Source organism: Mesorhizobium sp. M8A.F.Ca.ET.057.01.1.1 (assembly GCF_003952565.1).
In the GTDB taxonomy this organism is placed as follows: Bacteria; Pseudomonadota; Alphaproteobacteria; order Rhizobiales; family Rhizobiaceae; genus Mesorhizobium.
In genome coordinates this window covers 814093-837172 of the sequence record NZ_CP034454.1, presented here as the reverse complement: position 1 = coordinate 837172, position 23080 = coordinate 814093, and the positions used below count along the sequence as shown (strand labels likewise).

Here is a 23080-nt window from a genome sequence, read left to right as displayed (position 1 = left end):
GTCAGGCGCTCTTCGCGACAGGCGCGGTCTCCTGCCGGGCGATCATGGCATAGACGTCGCCGGAATATTTGATGTGGCGCTGCTGCGTGTCGAAATCGACATGGGTGATGCCGAAGGGCGTCGTATAGCCATAGGCCCATTCGAAATTGTCGGTCAGCGTCCAGGCGAAATAGCCGCGCACCGGCACGCCCTCGGCCGCCGCCTTGGCCACCTGCTCGAGATGGTCGACATAATAGGTTGCGCGCAGATCATCCCAGACATGCCCGTCCTTGCCGACGGTTTCCGGCGTCGTGGCGACCCCATTCTCGGAAATGTAGATCGCCGGCGGCGCATAGCCGTCGTTCACGTAGCGCAGGATGTCGTACATGCAGCGCGGCCAGATCTCGTAGTCGACCGCCGAATAAATGCCTTCCGGCTGTACCCGCCGGTAGCTCAGCGGCGCCAGTTCGTCACCCGCCGCGATCACCGAGCGGCGGTAGATGTTGATGCCCAGATAGTCGAGTGGCGCGGCGATGATCTCGTTGTCTTGTGCGTGGATCGGCGGCAACAGATCGCCGTAGAGCGCCAGCATGTCCTCCGGATAAGCACCCTTGAAGACGGCGTCGAGAAACCAGCGGTTCTGGGCGCCGTCGAAGCGCCGTGTCGCGGCGACATCGCGCGGCTCCTCGCTGGCGGCCTCCGCGACGTTGAGATCGAAGACGATGCCGACCTGAGCATCCGCCACCTCGGCCCGGATGACCGGAACGGCCAGGCCATGCGCCAGCAAGGCATGATGACTGGCGGCCACGCCGCCCTTCACCCCGTCCCGGAATCCCGGCGCGTCCTCTCCGGTCGCGTGTCCCGACCAGCAGAACGTCCACGGTTCGTTGAGCGTTGTCCATTTCCTGACGCGATCGCCGAAGCTGCGGGCGGCAAGCCCGGCATAATCGGCGAAGGCGGCGGCTGTTTCCCGGTTGTACCAGCCGCCACGATCCTGCAGCGCCTGCGGCAGGTCCCAATGGTAGAGCGTTGCATAGGGCTCGATACCGGCTTCGAGCAGATCATCGATCAGCCGGTCATAGAAGGCGATGCCCACGGCATTGGCCTCGCCACGGCCTTCGGGCAGAAGCCGGGTCCATGCCAGGGAAAAGCGGTAGGCGCCAAGGCCAAGAGCCTTGAGCACGGCGATATCTTCCTTCCAGCGATGATAGTGGTCGCAGGCGACATCGCCACTCGAACCGTCCACGATCGCGCCGGGAATGCGGCAGAACCGGTCCCAGATGCTTTCGCCCTTGCCGTCGGCATCAGGCGAGCCCTCGATCTGGTAGGCCGCGGTCGCGGCGCCGAACACGAAGCCCCGGGGAAAGACCAGCCCGGAGGCACGGGCTTCGAGGGCCCGGCGAGCGTTATCGATGCTTGATGTCATATTTTCTCTCGATGGTGCTGACGAGGCTTGCCGCGGCCAGCGTCAGGAAAATGTAGAAGATGGCGGCTGAGTTGTAGGGCGCGAACGGCAGGAAACTTGCCGATTGGAATTCCCGCATGCGCTGCGTGATGTCGCGGATCGACAGGATCGACAAGAGCGACGTGTCCTTGAGGATGGCGATCAGCTCATTGCCGAGCGGCGGGATGATGATGCGGAAGGCCTGCGGCAGCACGACCAGCCGGGCGGTGCGCCAGCCGTTGAGGCCGAGACTGTGCGCCGCCTCGATCTGGCCAGCGGGAATAGCATTGATGCCGGAGCGGAAGATCTCGGCGAGATAGGCGGAATAGGCGAGCGCCATGGCGGCGATGCCGCGCACCAGGTTCGGCGGATCGACCACGCCCTGCGTCGCGTCCTTGAGCGCTCCGGCGAGCGGCAGGCCGACATAGAGCACGATGACCAGCATCGGGATGCCGCGGATCGTGTCGACGATGAATTCCGACCCGATGGACAGCGGATGCCTGCGGTGGATATGGCCGCCGAAAGTCAGCAGGCCGAGCACGATCGCCAGCACCGCGATCGTGATGCCGAACGCCTTATCGCGGTCGTTCAACGCCTCCGTTCGCCACAGCACCTGCAGTCCGTCCGGCGCCATCGCGGCTGGAACGAGCGCAGCACTGACATCAGGTATCTTGCCGATCGCGTCGATCGCCTCCCGCGCGCCCCGAAAGGTGCGCAACGGCACCTCGTTATTTTCGGGGCCGCCCGGAAATTGCCCATAGCGGACAGCGCCGAGAATGCCGGACGGCGTGCCGGACGTGACCGCGACCTTCCCGGCGAGAGAGCCGACGAGCACGTAGCTGTCGCGCGGCTGAAGCAGGAACCACGTTGCGGCGCAAACCATGAGGGTGGTTGCCGCGATGCAGGTCAGGTCGGCCCGCCAGCTGTATTTGAGCTTGAGAAGCCCGACCCAGAGCAGCCCCATCATTGCCGCCAGTATGTAGGCCGCGATGGCGGCGCGGATCGTCGTGGCGACACCCGCGGCGAATGCGATATGCGCGAAAAGCAGGATAAAGACCAAGCCGACGCCATTCACCGCCGCAAGCGCCAAGCGCGCAAAACGCTGCATCGTGTTGCCGGTCTCCCGACCGGCGCCGATGAAGAACATACCGAGCGCCACGATCGTCACGCCCAGATAAGCGCGCAACAGCATGGCCGCCTGACCGCGCACGATGAGGTCGGCGGCATCCGTCAATCGCCGTGGCGTGACGCCCTGAACCACCAGGTCGGAGGTGAACGGATCGACCGCGTTCGCCACGACCGATGCCGCGAAGGGATGGATCATGCTGGTTGTCGCGAGCACCACCGCGGTGGCAAGGCTGATCCCGGCAGCAACGACCACGAGGCGCGGCGATCTGGACGAGGCGCGCGAGAACACAACCACGGCAAGGCCGGCAATAAACGCGACGGCAAGCGCCAGGAAGCCCGGCACGAAGGCTGACGAGCCATTCTCCACGCCGAGGATGGCGCGAAGCGAGCGCTGGTAGTTAACCGACGAAGCAAAGAGATAGACGATGAACGGCAACGCCGCGACGATGATCAGATTGCTGGGCCGCAGGCGCATGAGAAACTGCATCCGGTCCCGTCCTCCCGTTACCATGGCTCCGGCGCCAGGCGCCGGAGCCGAAGTCCTTCAAGCGGCTATTTTGCGCCCCAGTATTTGGCGATCAGCGCGTCGAGGCTGCCGTCGGCCTTGATCGCCTCCAGCCCTTCATTGAACGCTGCGATGTTCTCGTCGCCCTTGCGGAAGACCAGCCCCAGAGGATCGGACTGGAGATTCCTGATCGGCACCACCAGCTCGCCGGCAAATTCCTTTTCATAGGCGGCGGCATTGGCGCCGTTGATGACAACGCCGTCGACGTCCTTGTTCTTCAGCGCGATGACCGAGGCCGCGAAACTGTCGTAAGCGACCACATTATCCTTGCCGACAATGCTTTCGGCGACCTGCGCGTCGGTGGTGTTGGCCTGCGCCGAGAGCTTCTTGCCCTTCGCCTTGAAATCATCGAGGGATAGGCCCTCGTCTTCCACTCGCATGAGCACAGCCTGGCTGTTGACGATGTAAGGATCGGAGAAATCCATCGCCTTCTTGCGTTCGTCGGTGATGGAGACGCCGGATGCAACCAGGTCGAAACTGCCCTGATCGAGGGCGGCGAAGATGCCGTCCCAGCCGGTGGTGACGAATTCGGCCTTGCAGTTGATCTTGCCGCAGACCGCCTTCAGGACGTCGACGTCGAAGCCGACGATCTGGCCGGTCGCCGTGTCGACGCTTTCCATCGGCGGCGAGGTGGTGTCGGAACCGACCTTCAGAACCTTGCCGCCCAGGTCGGCGGCACCGGCAGCGCCGGCTGTCAGCAGCGCAAGCGCAAGCCCGATCAGGATTTTCTTCATGCTCTTCCTCCCATTTTGATGATTAACTGCGGTTTCGCCCGCCTAGATTGTCCGGCTGCCGGCCGATGAGTTCGGGTCTCGACACCAGGGCGAGTTCCGCCGGGTTCTCGCCCGCCATGCGCCGCAGCAGAAACTCGCCGAGCTTGCGGCCGAGAAGCTCGATCGGCTGGTAGAATGTCGTGATCGGCGGAGTGAAATAGGCGCTGACGTTGATGTCGTCATAGGCGATGACGTCGACATCCACCCCGACGCGCCGTTCAAGGCTGCCCAGCGCCGACAGGACGCCGAGCGTGGTGGATTCGTTGATGCAGACCAGGGCGGTGGGCGGATTGGGCAAGCCAAGAAGCCTGAGCGCGCTGTCGCGGCCGAAGCGGGTGGACAGGTCGCCGTCGGCCACGAGGTCCATCGACGCGGCAAGACCCGCCTCGTGAAAGGCCCGCGAAAATCCGTCGATCCTGTCCAGGGCATAGGAAAGACGCCGATCCGCGTTGATCAGGGCGATACGCTCATGTCCGCCCGCGATCAGCCGCGCCGTGGCGGTGAACGCAGCCCATTCATTGTCGACATCGACATGGGCGTAGACGAGGGGCTTGCGGCAACGGCCAAGCGACACGAATGGAAAGCCGCTTTCGACCAGCATGTCGATACGGGGATCATCGGCCAGCACGCCGGAAAAGATCAGGCCATCGGCCGCGCTCTGGTCGACGATGCGGCGGGCGATGTCGAAAGCATCGCCAAAACTCCGGAAGCCGTGCACGGACAGCTGATAGTCGCTGTCTTCCAGCGCCTGGCTTATGCCGCTCAGGATCTGCGTGTATTCGACACCATCCCATTCATAGCCGACGGCGGACGTTATCGGCATCAGCACCGCGGCCCGATAGGTCTTGCCTGTCCTCAGCGCCATGCCCCGCGCATTCGCCTGATAGCCCAGTTCCCGCGCGGCGGCGACGATGGCATCCCTTGTCGGCCGCGCGACGACCGGCGATCCCCGCAGCGCCTTGGAAATGGTGGCGATCGAATAGCCGGTGTGGGCGGCCAACGTCTTGATCGTTGGCGAAAGCTCTCGGCGTTCGGGTTCTCTGTTCTCTGCCATCAACGGCGCCCCATTCCTCACGCCGGCATCCGTATCATCGGATAAAAACGTTTTCAACAACAATAAAAACGTTTTTAGCGGATTCCTCATGGCCAAGGGAAGAGGGTGGCAATGCGTCGAGGTCGGGCATCACCACCCCCTTTTCACAGCGGCGAGCATCGCCGGGCGCGGACCTGGGGCACCCGGCTCGCCGGCAGGTGTCAGCGTGCCGGCGGCGCGTACATCAGGCCACCGGCGTTCCACAACGCATTGATGCCCCGCGCGATTTTCAGCTGGCTGGACTGGCCGAGATTGCGTTCGAACATCTCGCCGTAATTGCCGACCTTGGCGACGATATTGTAGGCGAATGCGGGGTCGAGCCCGAGCTGTTTGCCATTGTCGCCCTCGACGCCGAGGAACCGGCGGATCGTCGGATTCTGCGACTTCAGCGAGGCTTCCGCATTGGCCTGCGTGATGCCGTCCTCTTCCGCCTCGATCAGCGAAAACAGCGTCCAGCGCGCGATGTCGAACCACTTGTCGTCGCCCTTGCGCACGGCTGGGCCGAGCGGCTCCTTCGAGATGATGTCCGGCAGCACCGTGAACGCGGCGGGATCGGTCAGCTTCAGGCGCTGCGCATAGAGCGCCGAGGCGTCGGTGGTGTAGACATCGCAGCGGCCGCTATCGAACGCCTTGATGATGCTGTCGGCGGAATCGATGACGACCGCCTCGTATTTCATCTGGTGCGCGGTGAAGTAGTCGGCGACATTCTGCTCGGTCGTCGTGCCTTGTTCGGCGCAGACCGTGGCGCCTGAGAGCTTCAGCGCGCTGTCCACGCCAAGGTCCTTGCGCACCATGAAGCCCTGGCCGTCATAATAGGCGGCGCCGACGAAATGGATGCCCATGCCGGTGTCGCGCGACAAGGACCACGTCGACTGCCGCGACAGGATGTCGACGGTGCCGGCCTGCAGCGCCGTGAAGCGCTCCTTGGTCGACAGCGGCACGTAACTCACCTTGTCGGGGTCTCCGAAGACGGCGGCCGAGACCGCGCGGCAGAAATCGATATCGAAGCCGCTCCATTTGCCCTGGTCGTCGGGTGCCGAGAAGCCCGCGACGCCCTGGCTGACGCCGCAGATGATCGATCCCCTTTGCCTGACGATGTCGAATGTGTCCGCCTTCGCCGCCAACGTGGCCGATGCGAGCAAGAGCGCGCTGACGATTGCATGTTTCATGGTTTCCTCCCTTGACGAGGCAAAGCCTCTCCTCCCGCCGGCACGTGACGCGCCGGACGTTCCTGAAATCGTTGATCCTGAATTTCGCCCGCGCCCGCCTCTTTGCGCGGTGTCGTCCTAAGCCCGTTCCGCCAGAACTTCGGCCAACGTCTCGTCGAGAACGCCGACCAGATGATCTGCATTGGCCATGCTGAAGATCATCGGCGGGCGCATCTTCAGCACATTGTCATGCGGCCCTTCCGTGCCGATCAGCACGCCGCGTGCCCGAACCCCGTCGTTGATGCGGCGGGCAAGGGCCGTCGCGGGTCTCTTGCTCTTGCGGTCCTCGACCAGTTCGATACCGAGGAACAGCCCCTGGCCGCGCACGTCGCCGATGATCTCGTAGCGGGCCTGCAGCGCCTTGAAGCGCGCCATGAGATAGTCGCCGATCTCCAGCGCATTGCGCCTCAGCCCGTCGCGCTCGATGACGTCGAGCACAGCGAGCCCGGCCGCGCAGGACACCGGATTGCCGCCGAAGGTGTTGAAATATTCCATGCCGTTGTTGAACGAGGCTGATATTTCCGTTGTCGTCACCACGGCCGCCATCGGATGGCCGTTGCCGATCGGCTTGCCCATGGTGACGATGTCGGGCGTCACCCCCTGGGTTTCGAAAGCCCACCAATGGCTGCCGACACGGCCAAAGCCTACCTGCACCTCGTCGGCGACGCAGATGCCGCCGGCGGCGCGCACCATCGCGTAGACTTCTCTGAGATATCCCTCGGGCAGGAACACCTGGCCGGCGACGCTGGGGATCGATTCCGCCAGGAACAGGCCGGGCGCGCGGCCTTGTCTCGCCATATCGGCGATCTGCTCGGCGACGCTCTCGGCAAACCGCTTTGCATGCTCGCCCTCAGCCCACTCCGTCGGAGCATGGTAGCTGTCCGGAATGACCGCCTCGAACACATGCGCCGGGCGTCCCTTACCGCCCTTGCGCTTGTATTTGTACGGGCTGAGGTCGATCAGTTCCTGCGTCGTGCCGTGATAGGCCCAGTCGAGCACGATCGCCTCGCTGCGCCCGGTATGGGTCCGCGCCATGCGCAGCATCAGGCTGTTGGCCTCGCTGCCCGAGCAGGCGAAGGACGCCACCGACAGGCCGGGGGCAGCGTCGCCGTCAGCCGCTCCGCATAGGTCACGATGGCATCGTGCAGGTAACGGGTGTTGGTGTTGAGCTTAGCCGCCTGCCTCGCGATCGCCTCGACCACATCGGGATGCGCATGGCCAAGGTGGCAGACATTGTTGAAGCAATCGAGATAGGCACGGCCGCGATCGTCGATCAGCCAGGCGCCTTCGCCGCGCACGAACTTGATCGGTTCGGAATAAGAAATGGAGAGATTGGGCAGCAGTGACGCCTTGCGTGCGGCGACGATCTCTGGACGCGACCGGCCGCTCTGGCGGAAGGTTTCGGGCGGAATGCCGGCAAGGTCCGCGGCATCGGGGAACAGTTCCTTCCACACGTCGAGATAGCGCTCCTCGCCGACACCGAGAATGTCACGTGCCGGCAGACTTATGTCCGTTGAGATCTGGAAATGCAGATGCGGCGCCCAGCCGCCATTTTCCGCCGGCGTGCCCATCTCGCCGACAAGCGCGCCGGCTTCGAGCCGGTCGCCGGCCTTCAGCCGCCGCCCAGCCTCATGCGCCATGTGCCCCCACAACGTGACGAAAGGCGGGCAGCCCCGTGGCGCATGCTCGAGCGCCACCAGGCAGCCATAGCCGAGCGGATCCTCCTCGATCTCGACGCTCCTGACGGTCGCGGCGAGCGGCGTGTAGAGCCGTGTGCCCGCCGGCATGAAAAGATCGAGGCCGAGATGGTTGGCGCGGCGCGCGCCTTCGACGAAACGCGACTCGAAAATGTCGCTGGTATAGACGGTGCGAGCCTCGCCCCAGGGACCGATGCCGAGCGCGACGCCATGCTCGGCACAATAGGCATCCCACCATTCGGTCGCCTTGTCGGGCTGCTGTGTCGCCGACGTCACCGTCATCGGATTTTGCGGATCGCCATAGGGCACGAGCGCCTTGGCAAGCGTCGCCGGGTGACGGTCGAGGATGGGCAGAAGCTGCGCACGGTTGGACGCGATCCAGCCTGTGACGGCGCGCGCTCCGGGGACGGCTTCGAAGCCGCAGGCATGGCGCAGGATCGCCGTCACGAAGCGCCGATTCATCCTGCCCAGACGATGCAGCAACCGCCAGGCCGGTGCTTCCGAGATCGACAGGTAGGGATTGTCGGCGGTGCGGTCCCTGCGTGCCGCCGACAGCGTCACCGAGGTGACCAGACGCATCGCAATGAGATCGAAGAGCAGGTCGAGTTCTTCCTCCTGCAATGGATACTCGGCATGAAAGCCGGCGGCGAGACGGGCGGCGGCGCCGATCGGATCCTCGGCGTCGAGGATGGCATAGGCGCAGGCGACGGCAACCTCGGCGATGAGCACGCTGTGCAGCGCATCGCCGAAATCGATCAGCCCGGCGACACGCTCCGGCATTGCCGGATCGACGAGCACGTTCCAGTCATTGGCGTCATTGTGGATGACTTGCGCCCGCAATGCCGGCAGCCGGGGCGCCACCTCGGCATCGAAATGATCGAGGAACCACTCCAGCAAGGCACGGTCCTGTTCGTCGTCAATGTGGTGAAGGCGTTGCCGCGCGGCACCTGCCTGGCGAATGTCCCAGTCGAAAGAGCGCAATGCGCCGGGATGGATGAAGCCTTGCAGGGCGCGATCCAGCCGGCCAAGCACGCCGCCCAGGCTTTCCAGCAGCGCGGGACTGGGCGTGCTCTCGGCCAGCGGCCGCCCGGGAAGCCACGACACCAGGCGAACGGCATGATCTTCCCCGCCCTGACCCTTTGTATGGGCGAGCGAAGCGCCCTGCACCGTCTTCCTGAGACGCGGCACGGCGATGTCCGGACTATGGCGCTCCAGATGATCGAACAACGCGGTCTGGAATTCACTCTCGACGAGCGGCTCGCTGGCGTTGACGATCTTCAGGATCCAGAGCGATTGGTCTGGAGCGGTCAGCTTGAAATTCCGGTCGCGTTCGCTGTCCAGCGGTGTGATGCTGCCACCAATGCCGAAGTGCAGTGTTGCGATATCAACGGCCTCGTTCTGCGAGATTTGAGGCGCTGGGTATGAGACGTTGGTCATCGGGCAATCCAGAACTGATTTGTCAAAGCTTGGCATGGGCCAGAAAATCGGGCATCCGGCAAAGCGTCGGTTACACCGGCACAATGACCGCATCGACCGGCACATTGACGGAACCGTATGGAGCGCGTGCAATGAAGGAACTGGACGCCAAGGACAGGGACATTCTCGGCATCCTGTCGAAGGAGGCGCGCATCCCGCTGAAAACGCTTGCGGGGCGCGTCGGCCTGTCGCGCAGCGCGACGAGCGAACGGGTTGCTTCGCTGGAAAAGAGCGGTGTTATCAGAGGGTATCGGGCCGATATCGGGCAACTGGACGCGGGGTTGATCCGCGCCTTTCTGTTGGTAACGCTCATCCGCACGCCGTCGATCGGCATTCTCGACCAACTGGCACGCTATCCGGAGGTCCGGCGGGTATCATCGGTCAGCGGCCAGCTCGATCTCATCGTCGAGGTCGAAGTGCCGGCGATCGACCGGCTCAACACACTGCGCGACCTCGTTGCCACTCTCGGCGGCGTCGAGGACCTGACAACCGCGATCGTCCTGCGCCGGGATATCGAACGCGCCGTCGACTGAACGGCGGGCTGCGGCGGCGTCATTCGCCCGCCAGGCAGCCTATTTGGCGATGTCCAGAAGTGACGATACCAAGAGCTCGCGTTCGTCCTTCGACAGCACGTCGGAATCGAACAGGTTCATGCTGCGCAGTCCTTCGATGGCGAGATAGCAGACCAGCAGCGATTTGAGGTCCGGCGCCTCGCCTTTCAGGCGCTCGAAAAGCTGCCGCTTGAATGTCTTTATCGGCGTCATGAAATCGGGATCCTCGGCGATCGCCGAAAAGATCCAGGATGCGGACGGCTGCTTTTCCTCGCAATCCTCCGCTGACAGTTTGATATAGACGGCGAGGGGATTTTTGCCGTTGTCGTTGCTGTTCGCGGACTCCAGCGCTTGCTCGAAATCGCGTAGATAACCTTCGACCAGGCCCTGCATTAATTTGGCCTTGGTGGGAAAGTTGTAGAGCAGCCCGCCCTTCGACACGCCGGCTCGGCTGGCGACGGCATCGAGCGACAGGCTACCAGGCCCGGATTCCCGGGCGACATCAGCCGCCGCAGCGAGAATCTTCTCGCGCGAGTTCGGTCTTCGGGCTCTCATGGCGCCTCCCTAAGCAAGCTTAGGCCCAATTGACAAGACCGTCCAGACGGTACAGTAAGACCGCCATTATTTGAAATCGGGACCCGCGGTCGATATGTGTCCCGATGTCCGAGCTTCGCGCCGGATTTCGACTGAGGGGACTTCCTTGTTCAAGCGCATACTCCGTATCTTTATCATTATTGTGGTCCTTGCCGTGCTCGTCATCGTGGTCGGCGGCATCGTCGGCTTCAACTTCCTGCGCGACAATGGCATCAAGCAATACTTCGCCACCATGAAGCCGCCGGCGGCGACCGTGTCGACGACCATCGCCAAGCCATCCAGTTGGACACCGGGCGTCGAGGCGATCGGTACGGTCCGGGCCGTGCGCGGTGTCGACCTGACGGTTGAGACCACCGGCATCGTCAAGGATATCCTTTTCCACGCCAACCAGAAAGTGGCGGCCAATGCGGTGCTGCTTCAACTCGACGATGCCGTCGAGCGCGCCGATCTCGAAGCGCAGAAAGCGCAGGCCATATCCGATCAGGCAGCATTCGCGCGCGCCATCGAACTGCAGCGGCGCGGCGTCGGCACCGATGCGACCCTGGACGCGGCACGCGCGGCCGCAAGCGCTTCCGCTTCACAGGTCAACAGATTGCAGGCCGTGCTCGATCAGAAGCAGCTGACCGCGCCTTTCGCCGGCACGGCGGGCATCCCGAAGATCGATATCGGCCAGTATCTGGCGCCCGGCACCGCCGTGGTGACTTTGCAGGATCTCGACACGATGCGGGTCGACTTCTCGGTTCCCGAACAGCAGCTGCCGTTGCTCCAGATCGGCCAGACCGTTCGGCTTGGCCTGGGTGGTGACGACAAGCCGTTTGCCGGCGCCATTCGCGGCATCGACCCCAAGATCGACCCCTCCAGCCGGCTGGTCAACATCCGGGCGGAAGTCGCCAATCCCGACGGCAAGCTGACCCCTGGGCAGTTCGTGCAGGTGCGTGTCGAATTGCCCGAGGAGCAGAACGTGCTATCACTGCCGCAGACGGCGCTGACCACAAGCCTCTATGGCGACTACATCTTCGTGGTGCAGCCGGCGAAACCCGCCGGGGCGGCCCTGGCGCAGCCAGCCAAGCCGGAGGAAAAGGCAGCCGCGGCGGCCACCGACAAGCCGGCGGATGCCAAGCCTGCAGACGCCAAGCCTGCAGACGCGATGAAACCGGCAGCCGATGCCATGAAGCCGGCGGCTGATGCAACCAAGCCAGCGGACAAGGCCGCCTCCGACGCCGCCAAGCCGGCCGATCCAGCCAAGCCGGCGGCGGAAGGCGACAAGCCCGCGCTGGTCCTGTCACAGGTCTTCGTCAAGCCCGGCCGCCGCAATCAGGGCATGGTCGAGATCGTCAAGGGTCTGAAGGCCGGCGACGAGGTCGTCACGGCGGGTCAGAACCGCCTCTTCAACGGCATGTCCGTCAACGTCGACAACACGATCGATCCGACCAAATCGGCGAACAAACAGGCCGACCAGCAATGAGCTTTTCCGATCTCTTCATCCGCCGGCCCGTCCTTTCGACGGTCCTTGCCTGCATGATCCTGCTGCTCGGTTTCCAGGGCATCTTCAACCTGTCGATCCGGCAGTATCCGAAGGTCGACGAAACCGCGATCACCATCACGACGGCCTATCCGGGCGCCAGCGCCGACCTGATCCAGGGCTTCATTTCCGCCCCGATCGCGCGCGCCGTCGCCTCGACCGAGAACATCGACTACGTCACCTCGTCCAGCCGCCCGTCCTCCAGCACCGTGACGGTGCAGATGAAGCTCGGTTCCAATCCCGACGTGGCGCTGACCGAAGTGCTGTCCAAGGTCCAGGGCGTGCGCGGCACCTTGCCGGACGCCTCCAAGGACCCGGTCATCGTCAAGGGTACGGGTCAGCAGTTCGCGATGATGTACATCTCGATGCAGAATCCGAACATGACCAAGGAGCAGTTGACCGAGTATATCGAGCGCGTCATCAGGCCCCGCATGTCGACGGTCGAAGGCGTCGCCGACGTGCAGATCTTCGGCGCCCAGGAATACTCGATGCGCGTCTGGATCGATCCGGTCAGGCTCGCCGCCCGCGGTGTGACGGCTGCCGAGGTGCTGACGGCGATCAACAACTCCAACTTCCTGTCGGCGCCCGGCAACACCCAGAACGAATATGTCGTCTCTTCTATCACGGTGCGCTCGACGCTGCAGACGCCCGAGGCGTTCGCGGCTCTGCCGCTACGTTCGACCGACGGCAACGTCGTGCGCCTGCGCGATGTGGCCCGTGTCGAACTCGGCGCCGCCAACACCGACACAAGGGTCTCCTTTAACGGCAAGCCCGGCACCTTCCTCGCCATCTTCCCAACCCCGGCGGCCAATCCGCTGACCACCGCGGCGGCGCTCACCAAGCTCGTCCCACAGATTCAGGAGACGCTGCCTAAAGGCATGACAATCGAGGTCGTCTACGACGCGACCGGGCAGATCAGCGCCTCGATCGACGAGGTGTTCAAGACCATCGGCGAGGCGGTCGCCATCGTCGTCATCGTCATCCTCCTGTTCCTCGGTTCGTTCCGCTCGGTGATGATGCCGATCATCACCATCCCGCTGTCGCTGATCGGCGTCTGCTTCCTTTTGTTCGCGGTGGGCTATTCGATCAATCTTCTGTCGCTTCTGGCCATGGTGCTGGCGATCGGCCTTGTCGTCGACGACGCCATCGTGGTGGTGGAAAACATCCACCGCCACATGGAAGAAGACCACATGCCGCCCATGCAGGCGGCCTTCAGCGGCATGCGCGAGATCGCGTCGGCCATCGTCGCCATGACCATGACGCTGGCCGCAGTGTTCGCGCCGCTGGCATTCACGGGCGGCCTGACCGGCGCCCTGTTCCGCGAATTCGCGGTGACGCTTGCCGGGTCGGTGGTGCTGTCTGGCGTCATTGCCGTCACCATCACGCCGATGATGTCGGCGCGCCTCCTGAAGCCCGGCAATGCCGGCCGCTTCCAGCGCATCGTCGACGGCACCTTCTCGCGGGTCGAGCACGTCTATGAGCGCGCCGTCACCGGGTCTTTGAACTATCGCCCGCTGACGCTGCTCATCGTGCTGGCGCTGGTCGGCGTGACCGGCTTCATGTTCACCAAGACCTCGACGGAACTGGCGCCGGAAGAAGACCAGGGCTTCCTGCTCTCGCTGGTGACGGGGCCGCGCTATGCGACCTCCGATTACACCGAGACCTACGTCAACCAGATCCTGAGCCTGGTGAAGGATATCCCCGAAACACGAGCGCAGTTCTCCGCCGTCGCGTTCGGCGGCACGACCAACAGCGCTTTCGTCGGTTTTGCCTTCAAGGATTGGGCGGAGCGGAAGCGCAATTCGAAGGAGCTGCAGGCCGACATTACGGCTCGTATCGCCAAGGTGGCGGGTGTCCAGGCTTTCGTCTTCGCACCGCCGACGCTACCGGGATCAGGTGGCGGCTTGCCGATTTCCATGGTGGTGCGCTCGACCGGCGATTCCGCTCAGGTGTTCGAGGAAGCCGAGAAGATCAAGAACAAGGCGCAGGCCTCGGGCCGCTTCATCGTCGTCCAGAATTCGATGGCCTATGACGCGCCGCAGGTGACGGTGACCATCGACCGCGACCGCGCCGCCGCACTCAACCTGCCGATCGCCGATATCGGCCGGACGCTGACGCTGCTGGTCGGCGGCGCCGAAGTGGCGCAGTTCGACCGCGACTCCAACAGCTACGACATCATTCCGCAGGTGCCGCAGGAATTCCGCGACAACCCCGAAAAGCTCGGCCAGTACTTCGTACGCAGCGTGACAGGCGAGATGGTGCCGCTGTCGGCCGTGGTGACGATTTCGAACAATGCCTCGCCGGCCGCCATCGAGCAGTTCAACCAGTTGAATTCGTCGACGATCTCGGCGCTGCCGCTGCCCGGCGTCACCACCGGCGACGGTTTGAAGGTCCTCGAGGACATTGCCAAGGAGAGCCTGCCCGACACCTTCTTCATCGACTATTCCGGCCAGTCCCGGCAGGAGAAGGAACAGGGCAACACGATCCTGATCGCTTTCGGCGCGGCCGTCATCGTCATCTACCTGGTGCTGGCGGCGCAGTTTGAAAGCTTCCGCGATCCGCTGATCATCATGATGGCGGTGCCATTGTCGATCTTCGGCGCGATCGTGCCGCTCAATTTGGGCCTCGGCACGCTCAACATCTATACCCAGGTCGGCCTGATCACGCTGATCGGCCTGATCACCAAGCACGGCATTCTGCTGGTTGAATTCGCCAACCAGCAGCGAGAACTGCATGGCATGCGGCGGCGTGACGCCATCATCGCCTCGGCCAAGGTGCGCCTGCGGCCGATCCTCATGACGACGGCCGCGATGGCGCTGGGCGTGGTGCCGCTGATCGTTTCCAGCGGTGCCGGTGCCGCGGCCCGCTATTCGATGGGCCTGGTCATCTTTACCGGCATCCTGGTCGGCACCATGTTCACGCTCTTCGTCGTGCCCATGTTCTACACTTTCATCGCCAGCAAGGACCTGCCGCATCTGGCGGAAAAGCCAGATCCGAAGCTGATGCCGGCGCTGCCGAGTTGACGCGCAAGACGCAGGAAACAAACAAAAGAGGCCGGAATTTTTCCGGCCTCTTTTTTTGGCGGTCGCTCCAGCAGCTCCGGCGCATGGCCGAACGCGGCAACCTGCCTGCTACTTGACGATGACGATGCTGGTGTTGGCCGGCCCGAAGGTCTCGACGAGCTGGTAGAAATCCGCGGCATTGTCCGGATGCAGCCGCACGCAGCCATGCGAGGCCGGCTGGCCGAGGCGCTTGATGGCATAGGTGGCGTGGACCGCGTAGCCGCCGCTGAAAAAGACCGAATGCGGCATCGGCGCGTTGTCGTACTTTTTCGAATACCACATCTCATGCATGCGCGTCGGCTTGAACGAGCCGGTCGGCGTCACATGCGCCCTGTCGCCGGTGGAAACCTTCCAGGCGAAAGTCGGCCGGCCGTCGACCGAGACCTCCATGACCTGCTGCGACAGCGAAACGCGCGCCACGACGGTGTTGGCGGCATGGGCGGCGTTTGCGCCGAACAGAAGCACGCTGCCCATGAACGCGGCGGCGGTGATGTTGATGAGCTTTGCGGAAATGGCGGTGTGCATGACGTCCCCTCTCTCTGCCGGTCAGGCCGGCTCCAATTCGATGAGCGGCTTATCCCTCCCACATGTTTCGGAGAGATTTCGCGAAATGCTCGTTTGTGTTTCGAATTTGTTTCCTCTGGTTAACAGAGCAATCGGTGTCGTCGGCAAACCGCCCCACCGAAACACGTGATCAAAGACGACGTACATAGGTATTCATATAGAAACGAAAGCTCGACTAGTCCTCATATGAAAGGGTTAGAGCAGATTTCGAAACCAAACTGCAACAAAGCGCGGCTTTGGGCGGCATGATCCGGATACTGACCGGAGGCAAAAGTTGACGCAACGAAAGCAGACGGCAACGACCATGGGAACGAAAACGAACACGCGGTCCTGGCTCTTCAGGATCAGCATCGCGGCGGCAGCCATCGGCGGCGTCGGCACCATTGCCGGCGGCCCAGCGGCGAAGCTGGCAGCGATGAGTTCGAGTGAGATTTCGACCCTGCACGTCGCCCTGTTTTGCGCCGCGGTCTGGATTGTTTCCAGCCTGCGCATCGCCCGGTTGAAGGCCCTCTGGCGGGTTGGCCTTCGGCTGCTGGCATTGCGCGGCCCCTCCGGCAACTTGCTGCCGAGAGGACCGAAGGCCCGCGCCGCGACGGGGGGCTCCGTGGGCGGCGCGGGCACTTCGGGAGTTTCCTGAAGCGACCCGCGACACAGTCATTTCTTGGGGGAGTTCCGACGATGAAAACAAAATTCGCAGCTTCCGTGCTTTCCGCGCTGCTCTATGCGCAGGGTCTGCTCGGCTTTGCCGCACTCGCCAGTGTGCTCCTCAAGGAACGCGCTCATGCAAGCGAGTTCGTCGCCGGCGGCGACATGGCGTCAGGCCCGTCATTGCTGGTGGTGCGCTGAACCTCGCGCGCATCGGGGCGGAAATGGAAGGTCCGATGCTGATCCGGGGAACAAGCGGGAAAAGACAGCCGTCAGTCGGCGAACTGCCGGGGCGGATCGAACCTGTAGCCGGCGCCGCGTATGGTGGTGATGGTCTCGGTGTCGAGCTTGCGGCGCAGCCGCACGATGCGCGAGTCGATCGAGCGATCGAACGCGTCGGCATTCTCGGCCGGCGCCGCGGCGATAATGTCGTCACGCGTCAGCACCTTGCGTGGGCTCGCCAGGAACAGCCTGAGCAGCGCCACCTGGCCGGGCGAGAGCTGCTCCTGCGTACCGGAGCGATGCATGACGATCGCCGATCTCAGATCGACGGTCGCGTTCTCCAGCACGATCAGTTCCTGGGCGCCCCTGCCGCGCCGCGAAAGCAGGCCGCCGACACGCGCGGCGAGTTCCCTGACATTGAGCGGGCTTTCGACGACGTCGGCGGCACCGAGTTCGAGCGCGAGCACCTTGTCGAGGAGATCGGCCGGCCGGCATATCAGGATGAAATCCGGTCCGTGCTCGCCACCCCCGCCTTGGCCGCCATAACGCCTGAGCAGATCCCGCCCTTCCGCCTGGCTGAGGCTGTCCCCGACGACGACGACATCGATGCCCCGGCCCTCCAGCAGCGATTCCGCCTCCCAGGGCTGCCGCGCCTGACGCACGTCATGGCCGCGCCGCTCAAGATGGTCGGCAAGCTCGGTCGCCACGACCTCGGCGACGGAAACAAGCGCGATGACGGCTCGTGCGGCCATGTTTTCCAACTGTTCCCTGGCAACCGGATATGAGTGCTGGACATCATGTTTATACCCAATCTACTTTCCACTGAAAGTGGGAGCGAGAGCATCGTGCGGGCAAGAATTGTCATCGTCGAGGACGAGCCCGACCTGAGGGACGCGGTCGCCGAATATCTCGGCGCCGCCGGCTATGATGTGGCGACCGCGGAAACCGCGGCCGCCGCGCGCAGCCTGATCGAAACGCAACCCTTCCATCTGGCCATCCTCGACATCGCCATGCCGGGCGAGGATGGCTTGTCGCTTGGCCGCTGGCTGCGCTCGAAAATGCCGATAGGCATCATCTATGCCACCGCCGCCGGCACCGCGCTCGACCGCATCGTCGGACTGGAGCTCGGCGCCGACGACTATATCGTCAAGCCGTATGAACTGCGCGAAGTGTTGGCCAGGGTGCGCAGCGTGCTGCGCCGTGTCCCGCAGCCGACGGAGCCGCAGGACAGGAAAGCCAGGACCGACCGCCGCTCCGTCGCCTTCGGCCCCTTCCAGGCCGATCTCGACGGCAGGCTGGTCACCGGCGCCAACGGCACGGTGATCGACATGGCCAAGAGCGAATTCGACGTGCTGGAGGTTTTCCTGACCCGCGCCAACCGGCTCTTGACCAGGGCCGCGATCTCCGAGGCGATCGGCTTCACCGAGGATCCGGAATCATCGCGCGCCGTCGACATCCGCATCATGCGTCTGCGCAAGAAGATCGAGACGGACCCGGCCAATCCGAAATTCCTGCGCACTGTGCGCGGCGAAGGCTATATCTTCTCGCTGCCGACCGGCGACGGCAACTGAGCGTCAGGCCCGCAGGGTTTCCTCTCCGCAGCCGTTGCCAGCCGATCGAATTGGCGTGACTCTGGAATAACGGCTGACAATGACGGGCGACACGGCAAGCATGGATATGCAGGGTTTCAGGCAAGGCGCGGCGATGGCGGCCGTGCGTGTCGTGCGCCGGCTGCGCGAGGCCGGCGACTGGCAGCGCGAAATGGACGGCATATTGGAAACGCTGTGCCTCGCCATGGAATGCCAGCGCGGCATCCTGTTTCGCCTGCGCGAACTGCCTGGCCAGGGTTTCGCCCAGTCGGTCGCCGCCTATTGGATCGACCCCGATTTCGGCGGCGAACTGGCCTCACCGACCGTTATCATGCAGTCGATCGTCAATTCGGATCCGCTGCTGGAGCGGCTGGCCGAGGATGAGCGGCAGGGCAAGATCTTCGCCGGGCATACGCGTGATCTCGAAGGGTTCCTGAGGGCCGATTTCGAAAAGCAGAACATCAAGTCGTTCCTGTCGGTGTCGGTCTTCGCGCACGGCCATCTCTGGGGCACGCTCGCCGTCAACGATTGCGTCGAGGAGCGTGAATGGACCGATGAGGAAGAGGCGACGCTGCACATCATCGCGCTCGCCATCGGCGACGCCATCGAACACTCCCCTTCCGACGCCCATGCCAGCGAGGTCATCCGCCGCACCATGCTGCAAGCCTCGCTCGACGCCATCATCGTCATCGACGAGGCCGGATCGATCATCGAATTCAATCCGGCCGCGGAAAAGATGTTCGGCTTCCAGCGCAGCGAAATCCTCGGCAAGGACCTGCTCGATACCGTGGTTCCGGAATACTACCGCAAGGGCTATGCCTCGGGCGCCGACTACATGTCCGGCCGCGGCGCGCCGATGGTCGGCCAGCGGCTCGAAACGGTGACGCAGAATGCCGCCGGCGAGGTCTTTCCGATCGAGCTGACGGCGACCGAGATGCGGGTCGCCGACCGCCGGCTGATCTTCGGCTCCATCCGCGACCTGCGCGAGAGGCTGCGCGCCGAGGAGGAGATCAACCGGCAGCGCGAGAAGCTGCACCAGAACGAGAAGATGGCGGCGATGGGCTCGCTGCTCGCGGGCGTCTCGCACGAACTCAACAACCCGCTGGCCGTTGTGGTCGCGCAATCGACGCTGCTGCATGAATTCGCAAGCGATCCGCAGACCAAGGTGCGCGCCGAAAAAGTGCGCGCCGCCGCCGAGCGCTGCGGGCGCATCGTCAAGAGCTTCCTGTCGATGGTCCGCCTCCATCCCGCGGCGCAGGCCGAGACCGATCTCAACCAGGTGATCCGCGCCGCTCTCGAGGTGACCGCCTATGGCGCGCGCTCGAGCGGCATCATCATCGATACCGATTTCGCGCCGGGTCCCCTGCTGGCCATGGCCGACGCCGACCACGTGACGCAGGTGGCCGCCAATTTCCTCATCAACAGCCAGCACGCCCTGGCTGGCGTCGCTGGCGATCGGCTGATCAAGGTACGGAGCTTCCGCGGCGACCAGGGCAATCCCGGCTTCTCGGTCGAGGACAACGGGCCTGGCATTCCCGAAGCCATCCGTTCGCGCATTTTTGAATCCTATTTCACCACCAAGCCGGTCGGTGTCGGCACCGGCATCGGCCTGTCGATTTCGAAATCCATCATCGAGCGGCACAATGGCAATATCTGGTTCGAGGAGGTGCAGCCGAGAGGCGCGCGTTTCGTCGTCCAGTTGCCCGCTATCTCGGCCGGCATCGCCGCCGCTGGCGAAAGCCAGCCGCGATCGAGTGGCCTGCGCCATGCCCTCATCATCGATGACGAGCCTGACGTCGCCGGTTCCTTGTCCGACATTCTCGAACTGATGGGCATCAAGTCGCGGATCGCGCCGGTCTGGGAATCGGGCGCCGCCACCTTGAGCGGCCACATGCCGCCGGACATCGTTTTTTCGGATCTGCGCATGCCCGGCACATCAGGCATTTCGATCTACCGCGAACTGCTCGCCGAGCGGCCCGACCTGGCGCGGCGCTTCGTGCTGGTCACCGGCGACCTCATCGGCGCGAAGGCGGAAATCGAGGCCTTGCCGGCGCAGCAGCGGCCACAGATCCTCGAAAAGCCGTTCAGCACGCTGGATGTCCGCAGCGTGCTTTCGACCATTGCCGAGCAGGCCGCGTTGAAAGCATGAAAAAGAGGCCCCCGGCCGACATGGCGGCGGGAGCCCAAGGGAGCGCTGGAGGAGCGCTCGGGGAGGTCAGGGCATGATCCCCAAACGGGAACCTGTTTTCGGAATCATGCCCAGGCAGAAACCCGGAGTCGGAAATCAGAAGATGTTCGGCGTGCTGGTCACCGGCACGGCGTTGGCGATCATGCGAATCGCACGGACCTTGTGCGTTCCGGACTGCTGGGCGATGGCCTGCAGGCAATCCACGCTCTCAGCGCCCCAGGCCTGCCCCTTGCAGGCGAAATCGATCGCCGGCATCGGCAGACGGGCGGTCGTGGTTGTGGTCGGCGCACCTTCGACGATGTTGGCGGGCGGATTCAACGAAGCGAAGGCCGGACCGACCGTCGGCGTGAACGCCATGCCGGCGAAGGCGCAAGCAGCCAGCGCCATGAACATTGCCATCGGGTGGTCGCTGGCACGCTGGCGAAGGGCCAGCTTCGGGCGGCGGTCAGCGCGCTCTGGAGCCTGAAAGCGGTTGCCGCTGGTGATCTGGACTTTCGCATGCATCATCATCCCCTTCGTTGATTTTCTTTTTTCGATAAAACGAATTTAATCGCGCTCTGTAACGGCGCAAAGGTGACGAGAGCGCGGCAATGTAACTGGATTGAAACATCGATTCGGTCAGAAACGGTCGAAATCGGTCATTGGCTCTTTTGACCTGAGTGGCGGGTTGCCCTGCGCGCCCCCCGGGGCTTTTCTTGCCAGCGCAATACCTTGTCCGAGGGGCGAGATTTGCAGCGTGAACCGGCGACAGGGCGGAGGTAATGGAACTCCGGCTAACACCCGGATTTTCCGCGGTTTTCGGGGTCCGCGGCGGAGCCGGATACCATTGGACCCGGGGCTGGCATTATCGATACGGACTCTGCGTATTTCCACAAGCCATTGCATTTCAATGCGAAATATGATTATATTGAATGCATATTCAATAAAAAGAAGAGACGTTTTATGAACCCGCACCTCCGTGACGTGGCAATCCCGAACGATTGGGATCGGCGGGGATTACCGGGCTGGAGTTACCATTCCGCCGCCCTTCTCGAACTGGAGAAGGAGCATGTATTCCGCAATCATTGGCAGATCGCCGGCCATGTCTGCGACATACCGAACGCCGGCGATTATCTCACCATGGATGTCATTGGCGAGCGCGCTCTGATCGTACGCGGCAAGGACGGCGTCGTGCGCGGCTTCAACAACATGTGCCGCCACCGCGGCAGCCGCGTCGTGGCCGACAGCCAGGGCAATTGCAAGAACGCGCTGGTCTGCCCGTTCCATGGCTGGGTCTATAATCTCGACGGTACATTGCGCGGCGCCGCCCGGCCGCGCTCCTTCCCCGACCTCGACAAGACCGAGTTCGGCCTGATGCCGCTCGATCTCGAAGTCTGGATGGGCTTCATCTTCATCCGCTTCCGCACTGGCGGGCCACAGCCCTCGGTCGCCGAGCTGTTGAGGCCGATCGAACCCGAATTCGCGCACTACAAGGCCGCCGACATGGTGCCCTCCTGGGGCATCTGGACCCAGAAGACACCGGTCAACTGGAAGTCGGTGCGCGACGTCGACAATGAAGGCTATCACGTCGCCATGGCGCATCCGGCCCTGCAGGATCTCTACGGCGCCACCTATTTCGACGAGCCCTTCGTTAATGGCGTCTCGCGCTCCTTCGCTACCTACAACCCGCATGCCGGCCGCCGCTGGAGCGTCAGGAACTACGTCAAGATCGCGCCTGAGCCGACGCATCTGCCGGACCATCTCAGAAAGGCCTGGGTCTATTACGGCATCTTCCCCAACGCCGTTCTGTCGGTGATGCCGGAATCGGTACAGTTCTATCAGGAGTTTCCGCTGTCGACGGGTGAGACTCTGCTGCGTGGAGCCATCTATCGCTACCGCGACGAAAGCCGCGAGCAGGCCGCTGCCCGCTACCTCTCCTTCCGTATCGATCGTGACACAATGTCGGAAGATGTGCAGCTCTCTGTCTGGTCGAACGAATCCATGCTGTCCGAGGCCTTCGAGGGGTTTTACCTCTCCGACCTCGAATATGGCGTACGCACCCACCACGACCACCTGCGCAAGCAGATTCCGGTGCTCGGCCTGGATACCGCGCCGGAGGAAAAGGACATGTGGAATCTGAACGACGCGCTGCGGTCGCGGTCGTAGGTGCGCGCGACCGCACTATAGGCCGGACGATTCCTACATCACTCCTACGACGACTTCGCGCCGTAGCGCAGCCCGTCGACGAGGAGAGCCACCATGCGCTCCGCGCGGCCGCTCCCGGCATTGTGGGCCGACATACACAGGCTCGCCACCGCGCCCAGTAGCTCGTCGGCATCGACATCGCCACGGATTTCGCTGGCGGCGATCGCCGCGTCGAGAAGCGTGCGCAAGGCAGGCCGCAGCCGCTGGTCGAAGTAGCCCGGCAGGCTGTCGAACGCCGGATCTCCTGAGTGCAGGGCCTTGGCCAGGCCACGCTTGGCGGCAATGAAGGCCGCGTATCGCTGCATCCAGGCCGCCAGCGCGTCGAAGGGCTCATGCCCGGCCGACAGGACGGATGCTGCGTCCGCGCAGCCATCGATCTCCCGGCGAAAGACGGCGGCGATCAGGTCGGAGCGCTGCGGAAAGTGCCGATAGAGAGTACCGATGCCGACGCCCGCCTTTTCCGCGATTTCGCGCACCGGGGCGTCGACGCCCGAGGTCGCGAACACCGCCATGGCGGCCTGGAGCAGCGTGTCGAGATTGCGTTGCGCGTCGGCGCGCACGCGTCGATCCGCGACGCCTCGCAGCCCCACGCCAGC

General features: G+C 63.7%; 18 protein-coding genes and 1 pseudogene. 8 read left to right on the top strand and 11 right to left on the bottom strand.

Annotated elements, in window-relative coordinates:
• Position 1 precedes the first annotated feature (1 nt).
• The 6 genes and pseudogenes from EJ077_RS03845 to EJ077_RS03820 all read right to left on the bottom strand — a co-directional run bounded on the left by EJ077_RS03845 (position 2) and on the right by EJ077_RS03820 (position 9324).
• On the bottom strand, positions 2–1405 hold the full coding sequence (locus EJ077_RS03845) for a GH1 family beta-glucosidase (RefSeq protein ID WP_208699757.1): 1404 nt from the start codon (positions 1403–1405) through the stop codon (positions 2–4).
• Positions 1386–3038: an amino acid ABC transporter permease gene (locus EJ077_RS03840; RefSeq protein ID WP_208699755.1), complete on the bottom strand. Its 1653-nt coding sequence runs from the start codon at positions 3036–3038 to the stop codon at positions 1386–1388. Before EJ077_RS03840 ends, EJ077_RS03845 begins: the two co-directional genes overlap by 20 nt.
• A gap of 65 nt (positions 3039–3103) precedes the next feature.
• Complete coding sequence (locus tag EJ077_RS03835; RefSeq protein ID WP_208699753.1) at positions 3104–3850, bottom strand: transporter substrate-binding domain-containing protein; 747 nt, start codon at positions 3848–3850, stop codon at positions 3104–3106.
• A gap of 22 nt (positions 3851–3872) precedes the next feature.
• Positions 3873–4943, bottom strand: a complete 1071-nt coding sequence (locus tag EJ077_RS03830) for a LacI family DNA-binding transcriptional regulator (protein ID WP_208699751.1) — start codon at positions 4941–4943, stop codon at positions 3873–3875.
• A 200-nt stretch (positions 4944–5143) separates the two neighbouring features.
• Positions 5144–6151, bottom strand: a complete 1008-nt coding sequence (locus tag EJ077_RS03825; protein ID WP_208699748.1) for an amino acid ABC transporter substrate-binding protein — start codon at positions 6149–6151, stop codon at positions 5144–5146.
• A gap of 117 nt (positions 6152–6268) precedes the next feature.
• A pseudogene (locus EJ077_RS03820) lies at positions 6269–9324 on the bottom strand (aminotransferase class III-fold pyridoxal phosphate-dependent enzyme).
• Positions 9325–9455: 131 nt separating this feature from the next.
• Between EJ077_RS03820 and EJ077_RS03815 the strand changes: the two are divergent.
• The gene (locus tag EJ077_RS03815; protein WP_208699746.1) at positions 9456–9896 is read left to right on the top strand and encodes an Lrp/AsnC family transcriptional regulator; all 441 of its coding nucleotides are present in this window, start codon (positions 9456–9458) and stop codon (positions 9894–9896) included.
• Between the two features lie 39 nt (positions 9897–9935).
• Here the strand turns inward: EJ077_RS03815 and EJ077_RS03810 are convergent, their stop codons facing one another.
• Positions 9936–10469, bottom strand: coding sequence for a TetR/AcrR family transcriptional regulator (locus EJ077_RS03810; RefSeq protein WP_208699744.1), 534 nt, complete (start codon positions 10467–10469; stop codon positions 9936–9938).
• 145 nt (positions 10470–10614) lie between these two features.
• Between EJ077_RS03810 and EJ077_RS03805 the strand changes: the two genes are divergently transcribed.
• Positions 10615–11973 (top strand): efflux RND transporter periplasmic adaptor subunit, encoded by a 1359-nt coding sequence (locus EJ077_RS03805; RefSeq protein ID WP_208699742.1) that lies wholly within the window; start codon positions 10615–10617, stop codon positions 11971–11973.
• Entirely contained in the window at positions 11970–15053 is a 3084-nt protein-coding gene (locus EJ077_RS03800; protein ID WP_208699740.1) for an efflux RND transporter permease subunit, read from the top strand. The genes EJ077_RS03805 and EJ077_RS03800 overlap by 4 nt, the downstream gene beginning before the upstream one ends.
• 108 nt (positions 15054–15161) lie before the next feature.
• On the opposite strand, the gene EJ077_RS03795 is transcribed toward EJ077_RS03800, so the two are convergent.
• Positions 15162–15617 (bottom strand): L,D-transpeptidase, encoded by a 456-nt coding sequence (locus tag EJ077_RS03795; protein WP_127275743.1) that lies wholly within the window; start codon positions 15615–15617, stop codon positions 15162–15164.
• A gap of 343 nt (positions 15618–15960) precedes the next feature.
• Here EJ077_RS03795 and EJ077_RS03790 point away from each other — a divergent pair, with 343 nt between their 5' ends.
• Both EJ077_RS03790 and EJ077_RS03785 read left to right on the top strand, forming a co-directional pair.
• Positions 15961–16293 carry a hypothetical protein gene (locus EJ077_RS03790; protein ID WP_208699738.1) on the top strand — a complete coding sequence of 111 codons (333 nt, stop codon included), beginning with the start codon at positions 15961–15963 and terminating at the stop codon, positions 16291–16293.
• 41 nt (positions 16294–16334) lie between these two features.
• Positions 16335–16502: a hypothetical protein gene (locus tag EJ077_RS03785; protein ID WP_127275745.1), complete on the top strand. Its 168-nt coding sequence runs from the start codon at positions 16335–16337 to the stop codon at positions 16500–16502.
• A gap of 71 nt (positions 16503–16573) precedes the next feature.
• Here EJ077_RS03785 and EJ077_RS03780 read toward each other — a convergent pair whose 3' ends face one another.
• Entirely contained in the window at positions 16574–17275 is a 702-nt protein-coding gene (locus EJ077_RS03780; protein ID WP_208699736.1) for a response regulator transcription factor, read from the bottom strand.
• A 45-nt stretch (positions 17276–17320) separates the two neighbouring features.
• Between EJ077_RS03780 and EJ077_RS03775 the strand changes: the two genes are divergently transcribed.
• On the top strand, positions 17321–18094 hold the full coding sequence (locus EJ077_RS03775) for a response regulator (protein WP_189343576.1): 774 nt from the start codon (positions 17321–17323) through the stop codon (positions 18092–18094).
• A gap of 79 nt (positions 18095–18173) precedes the next feature.
• Positions 18174–20261 (top strand): PAS domain S-box protein, encoded by a 2088-nt coding sequence (locus EJ077_RS03770; protein WP_208699734.1) that lies wholly within the window; start codon positions 18174–18176, stop codon positions 20259–20261.
• A gap of 135 nt (positions 20262–20396) precedes the next feature.
• On the opposite strand, the gene EJ077_RS03765 is transcribed toward EJ077_RS03770, so the two are convergent.
• The gene (locus tag EJ077_RS03765; protein ID WP_208699732.1) at positions 20397–20804 is read right to left on the bottom strand and encodes a hypothetical protein; all 408 of its coding nucleotides are present in this window, start codon (positions 20802–20804) and stop codon (positions 20397–20399) included.
• Positions 20805–21242: 438 nt separating this feature from the next.
• Between EJ077_RS03765 and EJ077_RS03760 the strand changes: the two genes are divergently transcribed.
• The gene (locus EJ077_RS03760; protein WP_208699730.1) at positions 21243–22445 is read left to right on the top strand and encodes an aromatic ring-hydroxylating oxygenase subunit alpha; all 1203 of its coding nucleotides are present in this window, start codon (positions 21243–21245) and stop codon (positions 22443–22445) included.
• A 44-nt stretch (positions 22446–22489) separates the two neighbouring features.
• On the opposite strand, the gene EJ077_RS03755 is transcribed toward EJ077_RS03760, so the two are convergent.
• On the bottom strand, positions 22490–22996 hold the full coding sequence (locus EJ077_RS03755; RefSeq protein WP_127872168.1) for a TetR/AcrR family transcriptional regulator: 507 nt from the start codon (positions 22994–22996) through the stop codon (positions 22490–22492).
• Positions 22997–23080 lie beyond the last annotated feature (84 nt).